Source organism: Micromonospora sp. ANENR4 (assembly GCF_015354395.1).
GTDB lineage: Bacteria > Actinomycetota > Actinomycetes > Mycobacteriales > Micromonosporaceae > Micromonospora > Micromonospora aurantiaca.
Map to the genome: position 1 here is coordinate 242,968 of NZ_JADKYQ010000002.1, position 16,681 is coordinate 259,648.

Consider the following 16,681-nt stretch of genomic DNA (forward strand, 5'->3'; position numbering starts at 1 on the left):
AACGGTCCTGCTAGCTTCCCCTGATGTTCGCCCACGCTCTCACCGACGACGCCGAGCTGCGTCCACTGTCGCCCTGGCACGCCGACGAGTTCCTGGCCAACCTCGACCGCTGCCGCGACCACATCTCACCCTGGGTCGGCGCGTCCTTCGTCGCCACCGACGCCGCGTCGGCCCGCAAGGTCCTCCAGGCGTACGCCGACAGGTGGGCCCGCGACGACGGCGGCATCTGGGGCATCTGGCAGCGTGGCACGCTCGTCGGCGGCGTGCTGTTCGTGTCGCTGAGTACCGAACGCGGGGTGTGCGAGGCCGGCTGCTGGCTGGAACCCGGCGCCGAGGGGCAGGGCCTGGTCACCCGCGCCGCCCGCTTCGTCATCGACTGGGCGGTGCGGGAGCGCGGCATCCACCGCGTCGAGTGGGTCACGAAGGCCGGCAACGACCGCAGCGTCGCCGTCGCGCGACGGCTCGGCATGAGCCGCGACGGCGTCATGCGCGGCGCCGCACCGACGCCCGACGGCCGCGCCGACCTGGAGGTCTGGTCCGTGCTGGCGCCGGAGTGGACCGGCTGACCGCCGAAACTGTCGTACCCGGACGTGAACATCTGTCCATGGCTGTCCCCGCACTGGCCGACCGGTCCCCCCAGCCGCGCGCCCTGCCGCTGCGCGAGGTCCGCACCCGGCTCACCCAGCTCGTCTCCCTGGCCGAGCTGACCGACACCGTCACAGTCGTCACCCGCGACGGCGATCCGCGGCCGGTCGCCGCGATCGTGCCCGCGTCCGCCGCCCGCACCGGCGCTCAGGCGCGCGCGGACGCCGAACGCGTCGCCGCGATCAGCGCCGGCTGGGCCCGCCGCCTGGAGGAGCTGCACCGGCAGTCCAGCCGGCGGCACGCCGCCGAGCTGCGGGCGCTGGCCGACGCGCTCGCCGAGGCGTGGGCCGAACTCGACCGCCGCGCGCCGGCCGGCGACGCGGCGCTGACCCGGCTGCGCGCCGCCCACGCCGACCTGCTGCGCCGCTGACCCGTGGCGTCCCGCCTGTGTACGCGGGACGCCACGGGGTGCGGTCAGCTCCGGCCGCGCTCGGCCCGGTAGCGGCGGATCAGCTCGGCGGTCGAGGTGTCCACGTCGGCCAGGTCCGGGTCCGGCCCGGTGAGCTTCGGCGCGAGCTGGTTGGCCATCACCTTGCCCAGCTCCACACCCCACTGGTCGAAGGCGTTGATGTCCCAGATCGCGGCCTCGGTGAACGTGATGTGCTCGTAGAGCGCGATCAGCTGGCCCAGCGTCGCCGGGGTGAGCTTCGGCGCCAGGATCGACGTGGTCGGGTGGTTGCCCGCCATCACCCGGTGCGGCACCACCTCGGGCGCGGTGCCCTCGGCCTCCACCTGCTCCCGGGTCCGCCCGAACGCCAGCGCGGCGGTCTGGGCGAAGAAGTTCGACATGAACAGGTCGTGCATGTCGCCCAGGTCGTGGTTGGGCCGGCTGAACGCGATGAAGTCCGCCGGGATCAGCCGGGTGCCCTGGTGGATGAGCTGGTAGAAGGCGTGCTGCCCGTTGGTGCCCGGCTCACCCCAGAAGATCTCCCCGGTCGGGTACGTCACCGGCGAGCCGTCGACGCGTACCGACTTGCCGTTGCTCTCCATGGTGAGCTGCTGGAGGTAGGCGGGGAACCGGTGCAGGTACTGCGAGTAGGGCAGCACCGCGTGGGTCTCCGCGCCGAGGAAGTCGGTGTACCAGACGTTGAGCAGGCCGAGCAGCGCCGGCACGTTGCGCTCCACCGGAGCGGACCGGAAGTGCTCGTCGACCGCGTGGTAGCCGGCCAGCATCTCGCGGAACCGGTCCGGCCCGATCGCCAGCATCACCGACAGGCCGACCGCCGACGGCAGCGAGTAGCGTCCGCCCACCCAGTCCCAGAAGCCGAACATGTTCTCCGGGTCGATGCCGAAGTCCCGGACCCGCTGCTCGTTGGTGCTGACCGCGACGAAGTGCCGCGCCACCGCGTCGTCGTCGGCGTCCAGCCCGGCGAGCAGCCAGCGCCGCGCCTGGTCGGCATTGGCGAGCGTCTCCTGGGTGGAGAACGTCTTTGAGACCACGACGAACAGCGTGCTCGCCGGGTCCAGATCGGCGGTCTTGTCGTGGATGTCGGTCGGGTCGATGTTCGACACGAACCGGCAGCTGATGCCCGCATCCCGGTACGCCTTCAGCGCCTCGTACGCCATCACCGGCCCGAGGTCCGACCCGCCGATGCCGATGTTCACCACTGTGGTGATCCGCTCGCCGGTGTGGCCCCGCCACGAGCCGGAGCGAAGGCGCTGCGCGAACGCCGACATGCGGTCCAGCACGGCGTGCACGTCGGCGACCACGTCCTGGCCGTCCACGGTGAGCGACGCGTCCGCCGGCAGGCGCAGCGCGGTGTGCAGCACGGCCCGGTCCTCGGTGACGTTGATGTGCCGTCCGGCGAACATGGCCGCGATCCGGTCGGTCAGGCCGACCCGCTCGGCGAGCGCGCCGAGCAGCGCGATCGTCTCGTCGGTGACGAGGTTCTTGCTGTAGTCCACGTGCAGGTCGGCGACCTCACCGGTGAGCCGCTCACCCCGCTGCCCGTCGGCGGCGAACAGGTCGCGCAGGTGCGTGGCGCGCATCGCCTCGGCGTGCTTGCGCAGCGCCTGCCATTCGTCGGTGGTGGTGACGTCCACAGCCATCGGGTCGATCTTCTCCTTCACGACGGGCGGTCGGCCGGCGCACGCCGGCGAACCCCACAAGCCTGCCACCCGGACTGGTCGCGCGCGACGCGACCCGGCGGCGACCACCGTGCGGGCGGGTCTTTCCGGCCACCGCCACGGGACACGCCGTTGGGACGCCTGTACGACACGCCGAACACGGGGAGACATCTGTCGATTGCGGAACGTAAGCTCCGGAGTCGTCGGCGTACCGGAGGAGACGCGTATGGCAGCGGTTTTCGGTCCTCGGCGCCCCTCGGACGAGCACCCGCCGGACGAATCCGCCCCGGCCGGGAGCGCGGCAGGCGACGAAACGCCGCTGCCGGAGCTGGCGGACGGGCACTGGATGAACCGCGCCACCGAGTTCGCCCACACCAGCTTCTGGTCGGTGGCGCGCCGGCTGCCCGCCCTCGTCCGCGAGGCCATCGGCCTGGCCTGGGCGACCAGCCGCCGGGACACGCTCGCCTCGATCGGGCTCAACGTGGTCGCCGGCCTGCTCACCACCTTCGGGCTGCTCGCCACCACCGGCGTGCTCCAGCAACTCTTCGCCGACGGGCCCACACCGGACCGGATCCGGGCGGCCCTGCCCGCGCTGCTGCTCGCGGCCGCCGCCGTGACGGCCCGGGGAGCGCTGACTGTCGCCGCCGGCTGGGCGCAGGCGCGGCTCATCCCGCAGATCAACTACCAGGTGGAACTCCGGCTGTTCGAGGCGACCACCGCTGTGGAACTCGCCGCGTTCGACGACGCGGGCTTCGCCGAGGAGATGGATCGTGCCCGCGATCGGGGCATGGCCGAGGCCGCGTCGATCGTGGACCACACCGTGAACCTGGTGACCGGCGTCGTGGGTGTGCTGGCGACCGCCGCCGCGGTCACCGTCATCCAGCCCGTCCTGCTGCCGTGCCTGCTGCTCGCCGCGGTGCCCGAGGCCGTCACCGCGGTCAAACTGGCGCGGCGGCAGTACCTGGCGCTGCTGGCCTGGATCACCCGTCGCCGCCGGATGTACCTGCTGGCCCGTCTGATGGCCGATCGGCACACCGCCGCCGAGATCCGTGCCTACCAGATGCGGGACTTCCTGCTGGCCGAGTACCACCGGATGATGACCGTCGAGACCCAGGCGCAGCTCCGGCTGGCCCGTTCGCAGACCGTTACCCGAGGACTCGGCCTGTCGGTGACCGGCGTGGCCGCGTTCGCGGTCTATGCCGTACTGGGCGGGCTGTTGATGGGCGGCGTGGTGGCGCTCGCGGCGGCGGCCACCGCGCTGCTCGCGCTCCAGGCCGCGCGTACGAGCCTGCGCACCGCGATCTTCGCCACCAACTCGCTCTACGAGGACGCTCTCTACTACCAGGACTACCGCGACTTCCTCGACCGGGCGGCACGGCGGATCCCGGCCGGCGGGCACCTGCCCGTCGACGGGTTCACGCGCATCGACGTCGACCGGGTCAGCCTGCGCTACCCGGACACCGACAGCGCGGCGGTCGACGAGGTCAGCCTCACGTTCCGGCGCGGTGAGGTGATCGCGCTGGTGGGGGAGAACGGCTCCGGCAAGACCACGCTCGCCAAGCTGATCGCCGGCCTCTACCGGCCCACCGGCGGCACGATCCGCTGGGACGGCGTGGACACCGCCGAACTGGACCCACGCCAGACCGCCGCCCAGGTCGCGGTGATGAGCCAGGACTGGTGGAAGTTCCCGTTCACCGCCCGGCAGAACATTCGCGTCGGCCGCCACGACCGCGCCGACGGCCCCGGACCGAGCGTGGAGACCGCCGCCCGCGACGCCGCCGCGCACGACATGATCAGCGAGCTGCCGTTCGGATACGACACGCTGCTGGACCGGCAGTTCAAGGACGGCCAGGACCTGTCCGGCGGGCAGTGGCAGCGGCTGGTGGCCGCACGCGGCCTCTACCGCGACGCCCGGCTGCTGATCTGCGACGAGCCGTCCGCCGCGCTGGACGCGCGTGCCGAGCACGCCCTCTTCCAGCATCTGCGGCGGCACCCGGACCGGGCCGTCGTGCTGATCACCCACCGCCTGGCGAACGTCCGGCACGCCGACCGGATCTTCGTGATGGACCACGGCCGGCTCGTGCAGTCAGGCGACCACGACACGCTGATGGCGCAGGGCGGGCTCTACCGCGAGCTGTTCGAGTTGCAGGCGGCCGGCTACCTCGCCGGCAGCGCGGAACCCGCCGACGGTTGACCTCCAGCGCACTCGAACTCCTACCGTGACCGGACCGCGCGCCACCCGGCCGGCGCGGTGCGACCCAGGGAGTTCACATGCGCTATCGCGTCCTCGGCGGCACCGGCATCGAGGTCAGCGTCCACTGCCTCGGCACCATGATGTTCGGCGCGGTCGGCAACCCCGACCACGACGACTGCGCCCGGATCGTCCATGCGGCACTCGACCGTGGGATCAACTTCGTCGACACCGCCGACATGTACTCGGCCGGCGAGTCGGAGGAGATCGTCGGCAAGGCCCTGCGCGGCCGCCGCGACGACGTGGTGCTCGCCACGAAGGTCCACTTCCCGATGGGGGAGGGGCCCAACCGGGGCGGCAACTCGCGACGCTGGATCGTCCGTGCGGTCGAGGACAGCCTGCGCCGGCTGGGCACCGACTGGATCGACCTCTACCAGGTGCATCGCCCGGACCACACCACCGACGTCGAGGAGACGCTCGGCGCGCTCACCGACCTGGTCCGGGCCGGGAAGATCCGTGCGTTCGGCTGCTCGACCTTCCCGGCCGAGGAGATCGTGGAGGCGCACCACGTCGCCGAACGGCGGGCGCTCGCCCGGTTCCGCACCGAGCAGCCGCCGTACTCGATTTTGGCGCGTGGTATCGAGACGTCGGTGCTGCCGGTCTGCCGCCGCTACCGGATGGGTGTGCTGGTGTGGAGCCCGCTGGCCTCCGGGTTCCTGTCCGGCCGGTACCGGCAGGGGCGGCCCGTCGACCTCGGCGCGGGCCGTCCGGCACTCACCCCGGCCCGGTTCGATCCGGCGCTACCGGGCAACACCGCGAAGTACGCCGCCGTCGAGGAACTGGTCGCGCTCGCCGACGAGGTGGGCTGCACGCTGCCGCAGCTCGCCGTGGCGTTCACCGCCGTGCACCCGGCGGTCACGTCGACCATCATCGGGCCGCGCACGATGGACCAGTTGGACGCGCTGCTGGCGGGGGCGGAGCTGACGCTCGACGACGCGGTGCTGGACCGTATCGACGAGATCGTCCCGCCCGGTACGAACCTCTACCAGCCCGACGGCGCCTGGTCCCCGCCCACCCTGACCGACCCGTCCCACCGCCGCCGTCCCCTCCCCGAGCGGGCCGCCGCCTGACCCCGCTCCTCCCGCCAACCCCGGTCGCGTCCCCCGCCTCCGCCCTCAGCTCCCCAGCCCGTCGATCATGGAGTTCCGGCCCCGGCAGTAAGCGCGAACCGGACACTCGAGGGGCGCAAACCGCAAGATCGACGAGGCGGGGCGAGGCGAGGCGGGGCGAGGGCGGGCGGGGGAACTGCGTCGACATGGGACGGGGGTGGCTCCACACCGGGCCGGTGGAACATCGGGATCTCGTTCGGGTGAGCAAGCGGCTGTCGCTGGCGTTGCGGCACCGGCCCGACGCGTACGGGCTGCGACTCGACCGGGCCGGCTGGGTGCCGGTGGCCGACGTGCTCGCCGGGCTGAGGATCAGCCGCGCCCAACTGGACGCCGTGGTCGCGGGTAACGACAAGCAGCGCTTCGCCGTGGAGGCCGGCCCGGACGGGGCCGACCGGATCCGCGCCAACCAGGGGCACTCCGTCCCGGTCGACCTCGGTCTGACCCCGGCCGCGCCGCCGCCCCGGCTGTTCCACGGCACCGGCGAGGCAGTGCTGGACGCGATCCGGGCGCAGGGGCTGCGCCGGGGCGGGCGGCACCACGTACACCTGTCGCCTGATGTGGCGACGGCCCGGCGCGTCGGTGCGCGCCGGGGCGGCGCGGTGGTGGTGCTGACCGTGGACGCGGCGGCGATGGCGGAGGCCGGGTACCTGTTCTACCGCTCGGCGAACGGGGTGTGGCTCACCGACACCGTACCGCCGCCCTACCTCGGCACCACCTGAGCGGCGGTCAGCAGGCGGTCAGCAGGCGGTCACCGGGTGGGCCACCACGGCGTCGAACAGGTACGCGAGGTCGTTCGGCGCGGCCCGGTCGGGCTGGACCGCGCCCGTGCAGTCGGTGGCGCGGGCGCGCAGCACGTGCCGGCCCGCGGCCGGCGGGCACCAGCGGACGGTCCAGCGCTGCCAGGCCCCACCCCGGTCGGCGGCGACCAGGTCGGCCGGGCGCCACCCGTCGCCGGTGTCCACCTCGACGTGCGCGATCGGGCCGTTGCCGGACCAGGAACGGCCGGTCAGCAGCATCTCCTCGCCGGCCGGCACCCGGGCGTCCCAGGGCAGCTCGAACGCGCTGCGGACCGGCTGGACGGTGAGCACGGTGCCGTCGGCCGGGTGACCGGGGCCGAACATGCGGTAGAACTGCGTGTTCCACGGCGAGAACAGGGCAGTGGTGGAGACCTCGATCGCGCCCACCCACTTGATCGAGGAGATGCCGACCCAGCCGGGCACCACGACGCGTACCGGGAAGCCGTGGTCGGCTGGCAGCGGCTCGCCGTTCATCTCGTACGCCAGCAGCACGTCGTCGAGCGCCTTGGCGACCGGCATCGGCCGGCGTACCCGACCGAGGTTGACCCCGCCGCTGACGTAGTCCGGGTCGAGTCCTTCGGGCATCACGTCGACCGCCTCGTCGCGCAGCCCGGCCAGGCGCAGCACCGTGCCGAGCCGCACGCCCCGCCACCGGGCCACGCCGACGCTGCCGAGCCCCCACGCCACGCCCGGGGCCGGCTCGTCCTGCTGCTCGGCGAAGTAGCGCCGCCCGTTGCCGGCGCACTCCAGCAGCGCCGCGTGTTCCTCGGCGGGCAGCCGGCGCAGCTCGTCGAAGTCGAACTCGACCGGATTGTCGCGGGTCGGCGCGCCGCGCAGGCCGTCGCCGAACAGGCGCAGCCGCCAGGTGGCCGCGTCCAGGTGCGGCGTGACGGTGTGGTTACGGACGAAGAAGCGGTCGATCGGGACCACGTACCCCTGGCCGGCCATCGACGGCCAGCGCATCTCGGCGTTGGTGTCCAGCGGGCGCAGCAGCTCCGCCGGCAGCGGCTTGACGATCGGCGCGCCGGGGTCGACGCCGACCGGCGCGGACGCCACAGCGACCGGCTCGCGTTCCGCGGCGGCGGCGGTCACCGCGGCCATCGCCGCACCCACCTCCAGCAGCCGGTCGCGGTCGACGCCCGGCCCGTGTGCCTGCCCGGCGAGCCACTGCCGGCTCCGGTCGGCGTCGTGGACGGCTTCGGCGGGGGACGGGGAGTGACTCACTGCTGACCTCCGGGGTAGGCGACGCTGCCTTTCCTATTCAATCAGTAGGACTTTTCGTCGATCCGTCGCAGGTGGTGGCGACTCACGCCGCAGCGATCAGCGTCACCACCCCGGCCGCCACGAGCACACCGGCCCAGAGCCGGTCGACGTTGAACCAGGCCCGGCGCAGCACACCGACGCCGAGCACCTCGTACACCAGCAGGGCCACGACCAGCGCGACGGCGAGCATGGCGACTGTGTGCACGGCGGCGGCGAGCAGGCCGGTCAGCGCGCCGGCCGGCGCGGCGGCGAGGTGCCCGGCGTGCGGGCCTCCGCCGGCCGCCGGTTCGGCGAGCAGCACCGGCAGCAGCATCAGGCCCGCGCCGTGCGCCGCCGACATCAGGAACGACCAGGCGGTGAGCTGCGCCGCCGACAGCCGCATCCCGGCCCACCGGAAGTGCCGCTGGGACAGCAGCCGCCACATCCCGAACCCGACAAGCAGCACCCCGCCGGTCACCGCGACCAGTGTGCTCGCGGTGACCGACCGGGTGGCGCTGACCAGGGCGGCGACCACCGCCACCGACGCCAGGTGACCGGCGGCGATCGGCGGCAGGGCCGCCAGCAGCGCGGCCCGGCGGCGCTCCTGCAGGCCCCGGGCCACCGCGAACAGCCACCCCATCGCCGGGTTCAGGCCGTGGAACGCGCCGAGTCCGGCCAGCGCCGCCCAGGTCGCGCCGGTCACGGGAAGCAGTACGAGTCGGACGAGGCGTCGCCGCCCTGCAACCGGGTCTGGTGCACGCGCAGGCCGCGGAACTCCTCGCCGCGCGGGAAGAACCGCGGGTCCGGCACGAGGCCGCCGGTCGCCGGGTCGACGTCCAGCTTCGCCACCCAGGCGCCCACGCCGTCGGGGTAGAACTGGTCGTCCCAGGCGCCGTAGAGCGAGTTGCTGACGTACACGCGGCGGCCGTCGCGGCTGATCTCGACCATCTGCGGGCCGCCGGCCAGCGGCTCGTCCGGGTACGCCGGGTGCGGGGTGCGGTTGACGATGCCGCCCAGGCGCACCGAGCCGACGCGTACCGGGTGGAACGGGTCGCTGACGTCGTAGCGGATCAGTTCGCCGGTGCCCCAGCAGGAGACGTGCAGGAACCTGTCGTCCACCGACAGGTCGATGTCGGTGACCAGCGGCGGCACCGCCCCGAACGGCTTGAGCAGGTCCGGCAGGTCGGCCGGGTCGGCCGGCTCGGCCGGGATGTCGATCACCTTGGTCACCGCCCAGGTGTCGCCGTCGCGGTGCCACAGCCAGATCGAGGCGGACAGGTCCTCGACGCTGATCACCACGCCGACGAAGCCGTACGACTTCGTCGGGTCGTGCGCGGGGCGCAGCTCCAGCGGCATCTGGTACTGGTCGCCGAGGTCGACGCGCTGCACGTGCCGGCGCCTGGGCAGGTCCCAGAAGTGGATCGCGTGCCCGTACCTGCGGCCCAGCAGCAGCTCACCGATGATGCCGTCCTCGATCATCGACGGCGTGCCCCACTCGCTGGTGACAAGCACGTCCTGCGTGTAGTGCCACCAGAAGTCGTACGCCAGGAACTGCGGCCCCCGGTCGGCCTCCCACGCGCCGCGCACCTCGAACGTGGTGTGGTCGAGCACGGCGATGCCGCCGGGCCCCTCCTGCCCGTCCGCGCCGCCGAGCGCGGAGACGTAGATGCCGTCCGGCCCGCAGTGCACGGTGTGCGGGCGGGAGTACCCGGCACGCTCGCCCAGCTCCTTCGCCTCGATCACCTTGACCAGGTTCGGCCGGCGCGGGTCGGGCTTGGTGTCGAGCACGTGGATCCGGGACGAGCGCAGCCCCGGCACGATCAGGTAGCGGCGTTCCACGTGCGGGTGCGGCGCGGTCGGGCAGAGCGCGCTGCTGCACGCGTTCCAACCGAAGTGGTGCAGTTCGTCGCCGGTGTTCGGCAGCTCGGTCCAGCCCACCACCCGGCCGTACGAGCCGGAGTCCGGGTCGGTGTCGAGCACCGCGATGGCGTCGGGGCGCTGCCCGGCGCGGTCGAACGCGGCGACGTACGCGAGCTTCTCGGCCGGCGCGGTGGCGGCGAGCGCGGGGGAGGGGTAGAAGGTCGGGTCGGGTGTCCAGCGGGTCATCGGTTCTCCCTCGCGGTCAGCCGGCGGGTACGCCGAGGCGGTCGAGCAGGTGGCGGCGCAGCGCGCCGAGGGCCGGGTCGTCGGGGCTCGGGGTGGGGCCGAGGCGTACCGGCACCTCCTCTGCGATCACGCCGTCGTCGAGGAGCAGTACGCGGTCGGCCAGCAGCAGCGCCTCCTCCACGTCGTGTGTGACGAGCAGTGCGGCGAAGCCGTGCTGGGCGCGCAGCCGCCGCAGCAGCCCCTGCATGCGCAGCCTGGTCAGCGCGTCGAGTGCGCCGAAGGGCTCGTCCAGCAGCAGCAGGTCCGGTTCGCGGACCAGCGCGCGGGCCACCGCGACGCGCTGCGCCTGCCCGCCGGACAGCTCGGCGGGCCAGGCCCGGCCCCGGCCGGCGAGCCCGACCTCGGCCAGCGCGCGACCGACCCGGTCGTTCACGTCCGGCCCGGTCAGGCCGAGCGCCACGTTGTCGGCGACCCGCTTCCACGGCAGCAGCCGGTGCTCCTGGAACACGACGGCGGCGGTGCCGTGCACCGCGTGCTCGCCGCCCGCGTCGCCGTCGAGCCCGGCCAGCACGCGCAGCAGCGTGCTCTTGCCGGATCCGCTGCCGCCGAGCAGCGCCACCGTCTCCCCGGCGGCGATGGTCAGGTCCACCCCGGCCAGCACCACGGCCGGGCCGAAGGACCGGGTCACCGCCCGCGCGGTGAGCACCGGCCCGGTCAGGTCGCGCGCAGTCCGCGTCGCCACGCCAGCGTCCTCCTCTCCGCGTACCGGATGAGCAGGTCGGAGGCGAGGCCCAGCAGCGCGTAGATGAGCAGGCCGAGCACCACCACGTCGGTCTGGCTGAACTCGCGCGCCTCCATCATCAGGAACCCGACGCCGGTCTGCGCGTTCACCTGCTCACCGACGACCAGGCTCAGCCAGGCCGCGCCGATGGCCAGCCGCAGCCCGAGGAACAGCGACGGCAGCGCGCCGGGCAGCACCACGTGCCGCAGCCGGGCCGCCGCGCCGAGACCGCAGGTGCGCGCCGCCTCCACCAGGCGTTCGTCGATGTCGCGGATACCGGCGTACGTGTTGAAGTAGATCGGGAAGAACGCGCCGAGCGCGACCAGCGTGACCTTCAGCGACTCGCCGATGCCGACCCAGATGATCAGCAGCGGGACCAGGCCCAGGTGCGGCAGCATCCGGGCCATCTGCACCGGCGGGTCGACCAGGTCGTCGCCGAGGCGCAGCAGCCCGGCCGCCGCGCCGAGCACCAGCGCCAGGCCGCCGCCGATGAGCAGGCCGAGGGCGGCGCGGGTGAGCGAGTCGAGCAGGTGCACGCCGAGCGTCCCGTCGCGCGCCAGCCGCCACCCGGTCGCCAGCACCGCGCTGGGCGCCGGCAGCTTCTCCGGGGCGAGCAGCCCGGTCCGCGCGGCGACCTCCCAGGCGAGCACCAGCACGACCGGGCTCACCGCGCGCCGCCACCGCAGCGACGCGCGGGCCCGCGACCGCCGCGGCGACACCCGATCGGGTACGAGAGCAGGGGCCGCCTCGGCCAGCGCCGGACCGCTCACTGGAACGCCTCGTTGAACCGGCCGTCCACCCGTCCGGCGATGTCGACCGGTCCGGGCACGAGCTTCAGCTCCACGAAGCTGTCCGCGATGGCCTGCAACTCCGCGCCGATCTCCGGGGTGACCGGGGCGAGCGGCTTGGCGCTGCGGGCCAGCGCCCGGGTGGTCACGTCGAGCGGGATCTTCAGCTCCGGGGCGAGGACGGCGGCCCGCTCGCCCGGGTGGGCGATGCCCCAGTCGGTGGTCTGCCGGTACGTGTCCAGGAACGCGCGTACGTCGTCGGTGCGGTTCTTCACCGCGTCCGGTGCGGCCAGCACGTACTCGCGGTTGCCGGCCAGGCCGGTGGCGTCGGCCAGTACCCGTACGCCGGGCTGTTCGGCCAGCGCGAAGTAGGGATCCCAGATGATCCACGCGTCGACCTGCCCGTTGTCGAACGCGGGCCGCCCCTCGGCGGGCTTGAGGTACTTCACCTTGATGTCGGCGAGCGTCATCCTGTTCGCCTCCAGCAGCTTCACCAGCAGCCAGTGCACGTTGGAGCCCTTGTTCAGCGCGACCGTCCTCCCGCGCAGGTCGGTGAAGCCGCGGTACGGGCTGTCCGCCTTGACCAGCACCGCCTCGCCCTGCGGGATCGGCGCCGACGTGCCGATCACGGAGAAGGGGATCTTCCCGGCGGCGGCGAACACCGGCGGCGCCTCGCCGACCTGGCCGATGTCGATCGAGCCGGCCTTGAGCGCCTCGGTCAGGGCCGGGCCGCTCTCGAACAGCGACCAGGTGACGTTCTTCGCGTCGCCGCGCGCCTTGACCAGGCTGAGCCCGCCGAAGCGCTGATAGCCGATCCGCAGCGGACCGTCGCCGCCGCTGGCGTCGGCCGCCTCGCCGCCGCAGGCCGTCAGCGCCGTCGCGGCGAGCAGCGCGAGGGTGGTGAGCAGCGCGGCCACCGGCCGGCGGCGCGATCTGGGGGTACGCATGGCGACTCCTCGGGGAGGGATGGGCCCGGCCGTCGGCGGACGACAGCAACCTACCAACCCGATAGGTTTTATGGGTAGGGTGTCGGCGTGGTCGTCCCACCACTCAGGAGGCGACCCGCCCGATCCCGCACCGGAGGTACACCATGTCGCTCACCTTCCACTGGTTCCTGCCGACCTACGGCGACAGCCGGGACATCGTGGGCGGCGGACACGGCGTACCGGTCGGCACCGCCGGTGGCGCCCGGCCCGCGAGCGTCGCGTACCTGGGGCAGATCGCCCGCACCGCCGAGCAGCTCGGCTTCGCCGGTGCGCTCACCCCCACCGGCGCCTGGTGCGAGGACGCCTGGCTGACCACCGCCATGCTCAGCGAGGTCACCGAGCGGCTGAAGTTCCTCGTCGCGTTCCGGCCCGGCCTGCTCTCACCCACCCTCGCGGCGCAGATGGCGTCCACGTTCCAGCGCCTGTCCGGCGGGCGGCTGCTGCTGAACGTGGTCACCGGCGGCGAGTCGGCCGAGCAGCGCGCGTACGGCGACTTCCTGGACAAGGACGCCCGCTACGCGCGTACCGACGAGTTCCTGCACGTGGTGCGGGCGCTGTGGCGCGGCGAGACGGTCGACCACGACGGCGCCCACGTGCGGGTCGAGGGCGCGCGGCTCAGCCGGGTGCCCGACCCGGTGCCGCCGGTCTACTTCGGCGGGTCGTCCGGCGCGGCCGGGCCGGTGGCGGTCCGGCACAGCGACGTGTACCTGACCTGGGGCGAACCGCCCGCGCAGGTGGCCGGCAAGCTGGACTGGATCCGCGGGCTCGCCGCTGAGGCCGGTCGCGAGCTGCGGTACGGCATCCGGCTGCACGTGATCAGCCGGGACACCGCCGAGGAGGCGTGGGCCCAGGCACGCAGGCTGCTCGACGGCATCCCCGAGGCCGACGTGCGCGCCGTGCAGGAAGGGCTGCGGCGCAGCGAGTCCGAGGGGCAGCGGCGGATGCTCGACCTGCACGGCGGCTCCCGCGACGGGCTGGAGGTCTCGCCGAACCTGTGGGCCGGATTCGGGCTGGTACGCGGCGGCGCGGGCACCGCACTCGTCGGCAGCCACACCGAGGTCGCCGACCGGATCGCCGAGTACCACGCGCTCGGCCTGGACGAGTTCATCCTCTCCGGCCACCCGCACCTGGAGGAGGCGTACTGGTTCGGCGAGGGCGTGCTGCCGATCCTGCGGCGGCGCGGGCTGTGGCGGCACCCGGCCGGTGAGCCGGAGACCGAGGCGCCGGCCGCCGTGCCGTTCTCACCCCAGCCCGTCCCGGCCCGCGGCTGACCGTCGCGGATTCGTGGCCGCCGCTGTGTGGTGTGGCGACGGCGGCCACTGCCGTGCTCGGTGCGGTCAGAGCGGGCGTTGCCCGGCGAGGAAGTCGGCAAGCACCCGGGTGTGCGTGGAGAAGGCCAGCTCGACCGGATCGGTGAGCACCAGCCACTCGGTGGCCTCCTCGGTCGGCGCCGACGGCGGCAGGTCGCCGACCGGCCGCTCGGGCAGCACCCCGAAGACCATCATGGTGCCGCCGGCCGGGGCGCCGTGCACCGCGAACAGGCGCGCCTCGCCGGCCTCGGCTCGCAGCCCGGTCTCCTCGCGTAGCTCACGGACGAGCGCCTCGGACCACTCCTCGCCGTACTCGATGAAGCCGCCCGGCAGCGCGAGCTGCCCACGCGCCGGCTCGATGTCGCGGCGCACCACCACCACCCCGAGCCCCTGCGGCGTGCGGACCGGCAGCACCGCCACCGCCACCGGCAGCGGATTACGCCACACCGTCTCCCCGCAGGAGGAACAGACACGCGGCCACCCGGCGCCCGCCGGGTAGGCCGCGCCGCAGAACGAGCAGTGCGAGTACGCGGTCACGCCGCAGCACGTTACCCGCACCTGTCGCCCGAGGTCAGGCGTCACCCCTCGGGGCGACGAGCGCGGCGCGCGCCTCCATCAGGGCGAACCCCAGGAGGTTGTCGCCCCGCCAGGTCGCCGGGTCGTCGGCGCGCGGATCGTCGGCGGTCAGGCCGATGCCCCAGACCCGGTCGGTCGGGCTGGCCTCGACGAGCACCCGGTCGCCGGTGCCGAGCAGGAACCGCCGCAACGGCTCGTGCCGGGCGAACTTGGCGATGCTGCCGGCCACCACGATCTCGTACCGGCGGGCCGTCCAGGTCGCCTCGTCGAAGTCGCGGACCTGCCGGCCGAGCGCCTTCGCCCGGTGCGGATGCCCGGCCGCCAGCACGCGTTCGGCGATCGCGTGGTCACCGAAGAGGGTCGCCTTGTGCCACATCATCCAGTGCTCGGCGGTGGCGAACTCCCGGCCGTCCACAGTGAACGCCGCCGGCCACCACTGGCTCAGGCAGCTCGCGCCGATGCTGCCGTCAGGCCGTGGCCGGTGCCCCCAGAAGTGCAGGTACTTGACCGTCCGACCGGCGTCGAGCGCGGCGGTCAGGTCGGCGACGGTACGGATCGACATGCCCCGCAGTCTGCCCGAACCCACCGACATCCCACCGCCGCTTTTCGCCCCCGGCAAGGCACCGCGCGCCTCCCGCGCACCGACGTTGACCGTCTCGCGGCCCGTCGCGCGTCACCCGTCGACGCAGTCGCCCGAAGCCTGCCTCCTACCCGCCTCACGAAGCGCGACGTCCCACGCCGAGGGAAACGCGTTCCGCATCCCGGGATCGCGAGAGATCTTGGTAGGAAGAGGCCCCTGTAGGGACCATTTCCTACCAAGATCTCTCGCCGGGGCGGGCGCCAACTCTCCACCGCGCCCCGTGGTCCTCGCCGATCTTGCGCTTTAGTGCCCCGCAATCCAGGCGGAAAGGGGCATCACAAGGGCCCGAACTGCAAGATCGGCGAGGCGAGGCGAGGGCGGGAGGGTTAGGGAGTGGGGGCGCCTGTGTAGAACGCGGTTACTCGGGTGCCTGCGGTTTGTGCCTGCTCGGTGGGGGTGCCGGACTCGATGCTTGCCCTTGTCCAGCTGTTGCTCGACTCGGTGACGAAACTGCGGCCCTCCTCCGAGGCCATCCAGTCGGCTGCGGTGGCCGGATCGACGCCCGTGCCGTCGGCGGCGAAGTGGGAGGCCAGGCCGACCAGTGCCAGGTCCCAGCCGATGCCGACCGCGCCCGGACCGTACTCGGCCCACCGCTGGTCGTCGACGTGCGCGACGTGTTCCAGCTCCAAGCGGGTACGCCCCGGACCGGCCTCGCGCAGCCGCACCTCGATCCAGCTCACCTCGCCGCCGAACTCCCAGGTGGCGGCGAAGCCGTGCGGCGGATCGCAGCGTTCGACGGTGCCGCCGGCGTTGCCCTCCAGCTGGTACCGGCCGCCGAGGCTCAGGTCACCGGAGACCGGCAGGAACCAGCGGGGTATCCGTTCCGGGTTGGTGCAGGCGTCGAAGACGTCGGCGACGGGTGCGTCGTACGTCTGGGCGATGGTGAGCACCCGCGCCTGCCCGGCGGGGAGCGTGCGGTCGCCGATGCGGCGCTCGACGGCGCTGATCTGTCCGGTCACGTCGATCATGGTTCGGTCCTCTCGTCGTCTGTGGTGTCCTCGCGCAGCCGTCGTTCGCGGCGGCCCCGGGCCAGCTCGGTGGCGAGCGCCGCCAGTGGTGGCGTCCAGAAGCGGCGGAACCCGTCCAGCCACGCGTCGATCTCGCGCAGCGGGCCGGGATCCACGGCGTAGAGGCGGCGGGTGCCCTGGGCGCGTACCGTGGTGAAGCCGTGGTCGCGCAGCACCTTGAGGTGCTGGGAGACGGCGGGCTGGCTGATGCCGAACTCGCGCCGCACGGTCTCGCCGAGCGCGCCGGCGGGCTGCTCGCCGTCGGCGAGCAGCTCCAGGATCCGGCGGCGGACCGGGTCGCCGAGAACGTCGAAGGCGTGCACGACCCCTTTGTATCACGGGTAGCTTATATAAGCGAGGACTGACGCGTCGCGGG

17 protein-coding genes are annotated in these 16,681 nt (G+C 73.4%); 6 read left to right on the top strand and 11 right to left on the bottom strand.

Annotation, left to right across the window (positions count from 1 at the left end):
- Positions 1–23: 23 nt before the first annotated feature.
- Both IRY44_RS04265 and IRY44_RS04270 read left to right on the top strand, forming a co-directional pair.
- Positions 24–566, top strand: a complete 543-nt coding sequence (locus tag IRY44_RS04265) for a GNAT family N-acetyltransferase (RefSeq protein WP_194799155.1) — start codon at positions 24–26, stop codon at positions 564–566.
- A gap of 38 nt (positions 567–604) precedes the next feature.
- Positions 605–1,015: a hypothetical protein gene (locus IRY44_RS04270; RefSeq protein ID WP_013286745.1), complete on the top strand. Its 411-nt coding sequence runs from the start codon at positions 605–607 to the stop codon at positions 1,013–1,015.
- Between the two features lie 44 nt (positions 1,016–1,059).
- Here IRY44_RS04270 and pgi read toward each other — a convergent pair whose 3' ends face one another.
- Positions 1,060–2,694, bottom strand: coding sequence for a glucose-6-phosphate isomerase (gene pgi / locus IRY44_RS04275; protein ID WP_194799156.1), 1,635 nt, complete (start codon positions 2,692–2,694; stop codon positions 1,060–1,062).
- A gap of 244 nt (positions 2,695–2,938) precedes the next feature.
- On the opposite strand from pgi, the gene IRY44_RS04280 reads away from it, so the two are divergent.
- From IRY44_RS04280 to IRY44_RS04290, 3 genes are all read left to right on the top strand, one after another.
- Positions 2,939–4,906 carry an ABC transporter ATP-binding protein gene (locus tag IRY44_RS04280; protein WP_194799157.1) on the top strand — a complete coding sequence of 656 codons (1,968 nt, stop codon included), beginning with the start codon at positions 2,939–2,941 and terminating at the stop codon, positions 4,904–4,906.
- 77 nt (positions 4,907–4,983) lie between these two features.
- Positions 4,984–6,033, top strand: coding sequence for an aldo/keto reductase (locus IRY44_RS04285; RefSeq protein ID WP_194799158.1), 1,050 nt, complete (start codon positions 4,984–4,986; stop codon positions 6,031–6,033).
- A gap of 215 nt (positions 6,034–6,248) precedes the next feature.
- Entirely contained in the window at positions 6,249–6,791 is a 543-nt protein-coding gene (locus IRY44_RS04290) for an RNA 2'-phosphotransferase (protein ID WP_194799159.1), read from the top strand.
- Positions 6,792–6,809: 18 nt separating this feature from the next.
- Here the strand turns inward: IRY44_RS04290 and IRY44_RS04295 are convergent, their stop codons facing one another.
- The 6 genes from IRY44_RS04295 to IRY44_RS04320 form a co-directional block, all read right to left on the bottom strand.
- Positions 6,810–8,093 (bottom strand): sulfite oxidase, encoded by a 1,284-nt coding sequence (locus tag IRY44_RS04295; RefSeq protein ID WP_194799160.1) that lies wholly within the window; start codon positions 8,091–8,093, stop codon positions 6,810–6,812.
- Between the two features lie 82 nt (positions 8,094–8,175).
- The gene (locus IRY44_RS04300) at positions 8,176–8,814 is read right to left on the bottom strand and encodes a hypothetical protein (protein ID WP_194799161.1); all 639 of its coding nucleotides are present in this window, start codon (positions 8,812–8,814) and stop codon (positions 8,176–8,178) included.
- Positions 8,811–10,217, bottom strand: a complete 1,407-nt coding sequence (locus tag IRY44_RS04305) for a selenium-binding family protein (protein WP_194799162.1) — start codon at positions 10,215–10,217, stop codon at positions 8,811–8,813. The genes IRY44_RS04300 and IRY44_RS04305 overlap by 4 nt, the downstream gene beginning before the upstream one ends.
- A gap of 16 nt (positions 10,218–10,233) precedes the next feature.
- Positions 10,234–10,959, bottom strand: a complete 726-nt coding sequence (locus IRY44_RS04310) for an ABC transporter ATP-binding protein (RefSeq protein ID WP_194799163.1) — start codon at positions 10,957–10,959, stop codon at positions 10,234–10,236.
- Positions 10,932–11,768 carry an ABC transporter permease gene (locus tag IRY44_RS04315; protein ID WP_194799164.1) on the bottom strand — a complete coding sequence of 279 codons (837 nt, stop codon included), beginning with the start codon at positions 11,766–11,768 and terminating at the stop codon, positions 10,932–10,934. Before IRY44_RS04315 ends, IRY44_RS04310 begins: the two co-directional genes overlap by 28 nt.
- The gene (locus IRY44_RS04320) at positions 11,765–12,733 is read right to left on the bottom strand and encodes a sulfonate ABC transporter substrate-binding protein (RefSeq protein WP_194799165.1); all 969 of its coding nucleotides are present in this window, start codon (positions 12,731–12,733) and stop codon (positions 11,765–11,767) included. The genes IRY44_RS04315 and IRY44_RS04320 overlap by 4 nt, the downstream gene beginning before the upstream one ends.
- A 143-nt stretch (positions 12,734–12,876) precedes the next feature.
- Between IRY44_RS04320 and IRY44_RS04325 the strand changes: the two genes are divergently transcribed.
- Positions 12,877–14,043 carry an LLM class flavin-dependent oxidoreductase gene (locus IRY44_RS04325; protein WP_194799166.1) on the top strand — a complete coding sequence of 389 codons (1,167 nt, stop codon included), beginning with the start codon at positions 12,877–12,879 and terminating at the stop codon, positions 14,041–14,043.
- A gap of 66 nt (positions 14,044–14,109) precedes the next feature.
- Here the strand turns inward: IRY44_RS04325 and IRY44_RS04330 are convergent, their stop codons facing one another.
- From IRY44_RS04330 to IRY44_RS04345, 4 genes are all read right to left on the bottom strand, one after another.
- Complete coding sequence (locus IRY44_RS04330) at positions 14,110–14,619, bottom strand: NUDIX domain-containing protein (RefSeq protein ID WP_194799167.1); 510 nt, start codon at positions 14,617–14,619, stop codon at positions 14,110–14,112.
- A 34-nt stretch (positions 14,620–14,653) separates the two neighbouring features.
- The gene (locus IRY44_RS04335; RefSeq protein ID WP_194799168.1) at positions 14,654–15,250 is read right to left on the bottom strand and encodes an NADAR family protein; all 597 of its coding nucleotides are present in this window, start codon (positions 15,248–15,250) and stop codon (positions 14,654–14,656) included.
- 374 nt (positions 15,251–15,624) lie between these two features.
- Entirely contained in the window at positions 15,625–16,266 is a 642-nt protein-coding gene (locus tag IRY44_RS04340) for an SRPBCC family protein (RefSeq protein WP_194799169.1), read from the bottom strand.
- Positions 16,263–16,628 carry a helix-turn-helix transcriptional regulator gene (locus IRY44_RS04345; RefSeq protein ID WP_194799170.1) on the bottom strand — a complete coding sequence of 122 codons (366 nt, stop codon included), beginning with the start codon at positions 16,626–16,628 and terminating at the stop codon, positions 16,263–16,265. Before IRY44_RS04345 ends, IRY44_RS04340 begins: the two co-directional genes overlap by 4 nt.
- Positions 16,629–16,681: the final 53 nt, after the last annotated feature.

Excerpts from the sequence above, each read along its gene's own strand:
- IRY44_RS04265 (WP_194799155.1), top strand. The coding sequence starts at position 24 with ATGTTCGCCCACGCTCTCACCGACGACGCCGAGCTGCGTCCACTGTCG.
- IRY44_RS04280 (WP_194799157.1), top strand. The coding sequence starts at position 2,939 with ATGGCAGCGGTTTTCGGTCCTCGGCGCCCCTCGGACGAGCACCCGCCG.
- IRY44_RS04305 (WP_194799162.1), bottom strand. The coding sequence starts at position 10,217 with ATGACCCGCTGGACACCCGACCCGACCTTCTACCCCTCCCCCGCGCTC.
- IRY44_RS04325 (WP_194799166.1), top strand. The coding sequence starts at position 12,877 with ATGTCGCTCACCTTCCACTGGTTCCTGCCGACCTACGGCGACAGCCGG.
- IRY44_RS04340 (WP_194799169.1), bottom strand. The coding sequence starts at position 16,266 with ATGATCGACGTGACCGGACAGATCAGCGCCGTCGAGCGCCGCATCGGC.
- IRY44_RS04285 (WP_194799158.1), top strand. The coding sequence starts at position 4,984 with ATGCGCTATCGCGTCCTCGGCGGCACCGGCATCGAGGTCAGCGTCCAC.
- IRY44_RS04270 (WP_013286745.1), top strand. The coding sequence starts at position 605 with ATGGCTGTCCCCGCACTGGCCGACCGGTCCCCCCAGCCGCGCGCCCTG.
- IRY44_RS04320 (WP_194799165.1), bottom strand. The coding sequence starts at position 12,733 with ATGCGTACCCCCAGATCGCGCCGCCGGCCGGTGGCCGCGCTGCTCACC.
- pgi (WP_194799156.1), bottom strand. The coding sequence starts at position 2,694 with ATGGCTGTGGACGTCACCACCACCGACGAATGGCAGGCGCTGCGCAAG.
- IRY44_RS04335 (WP_194799168.1), bottom strand. The coding sequence starts at position 15,250 with ATGTCGGTGGGTTCGGGCAGACTGCGGGGCATGTCGATCCGTACCGTC.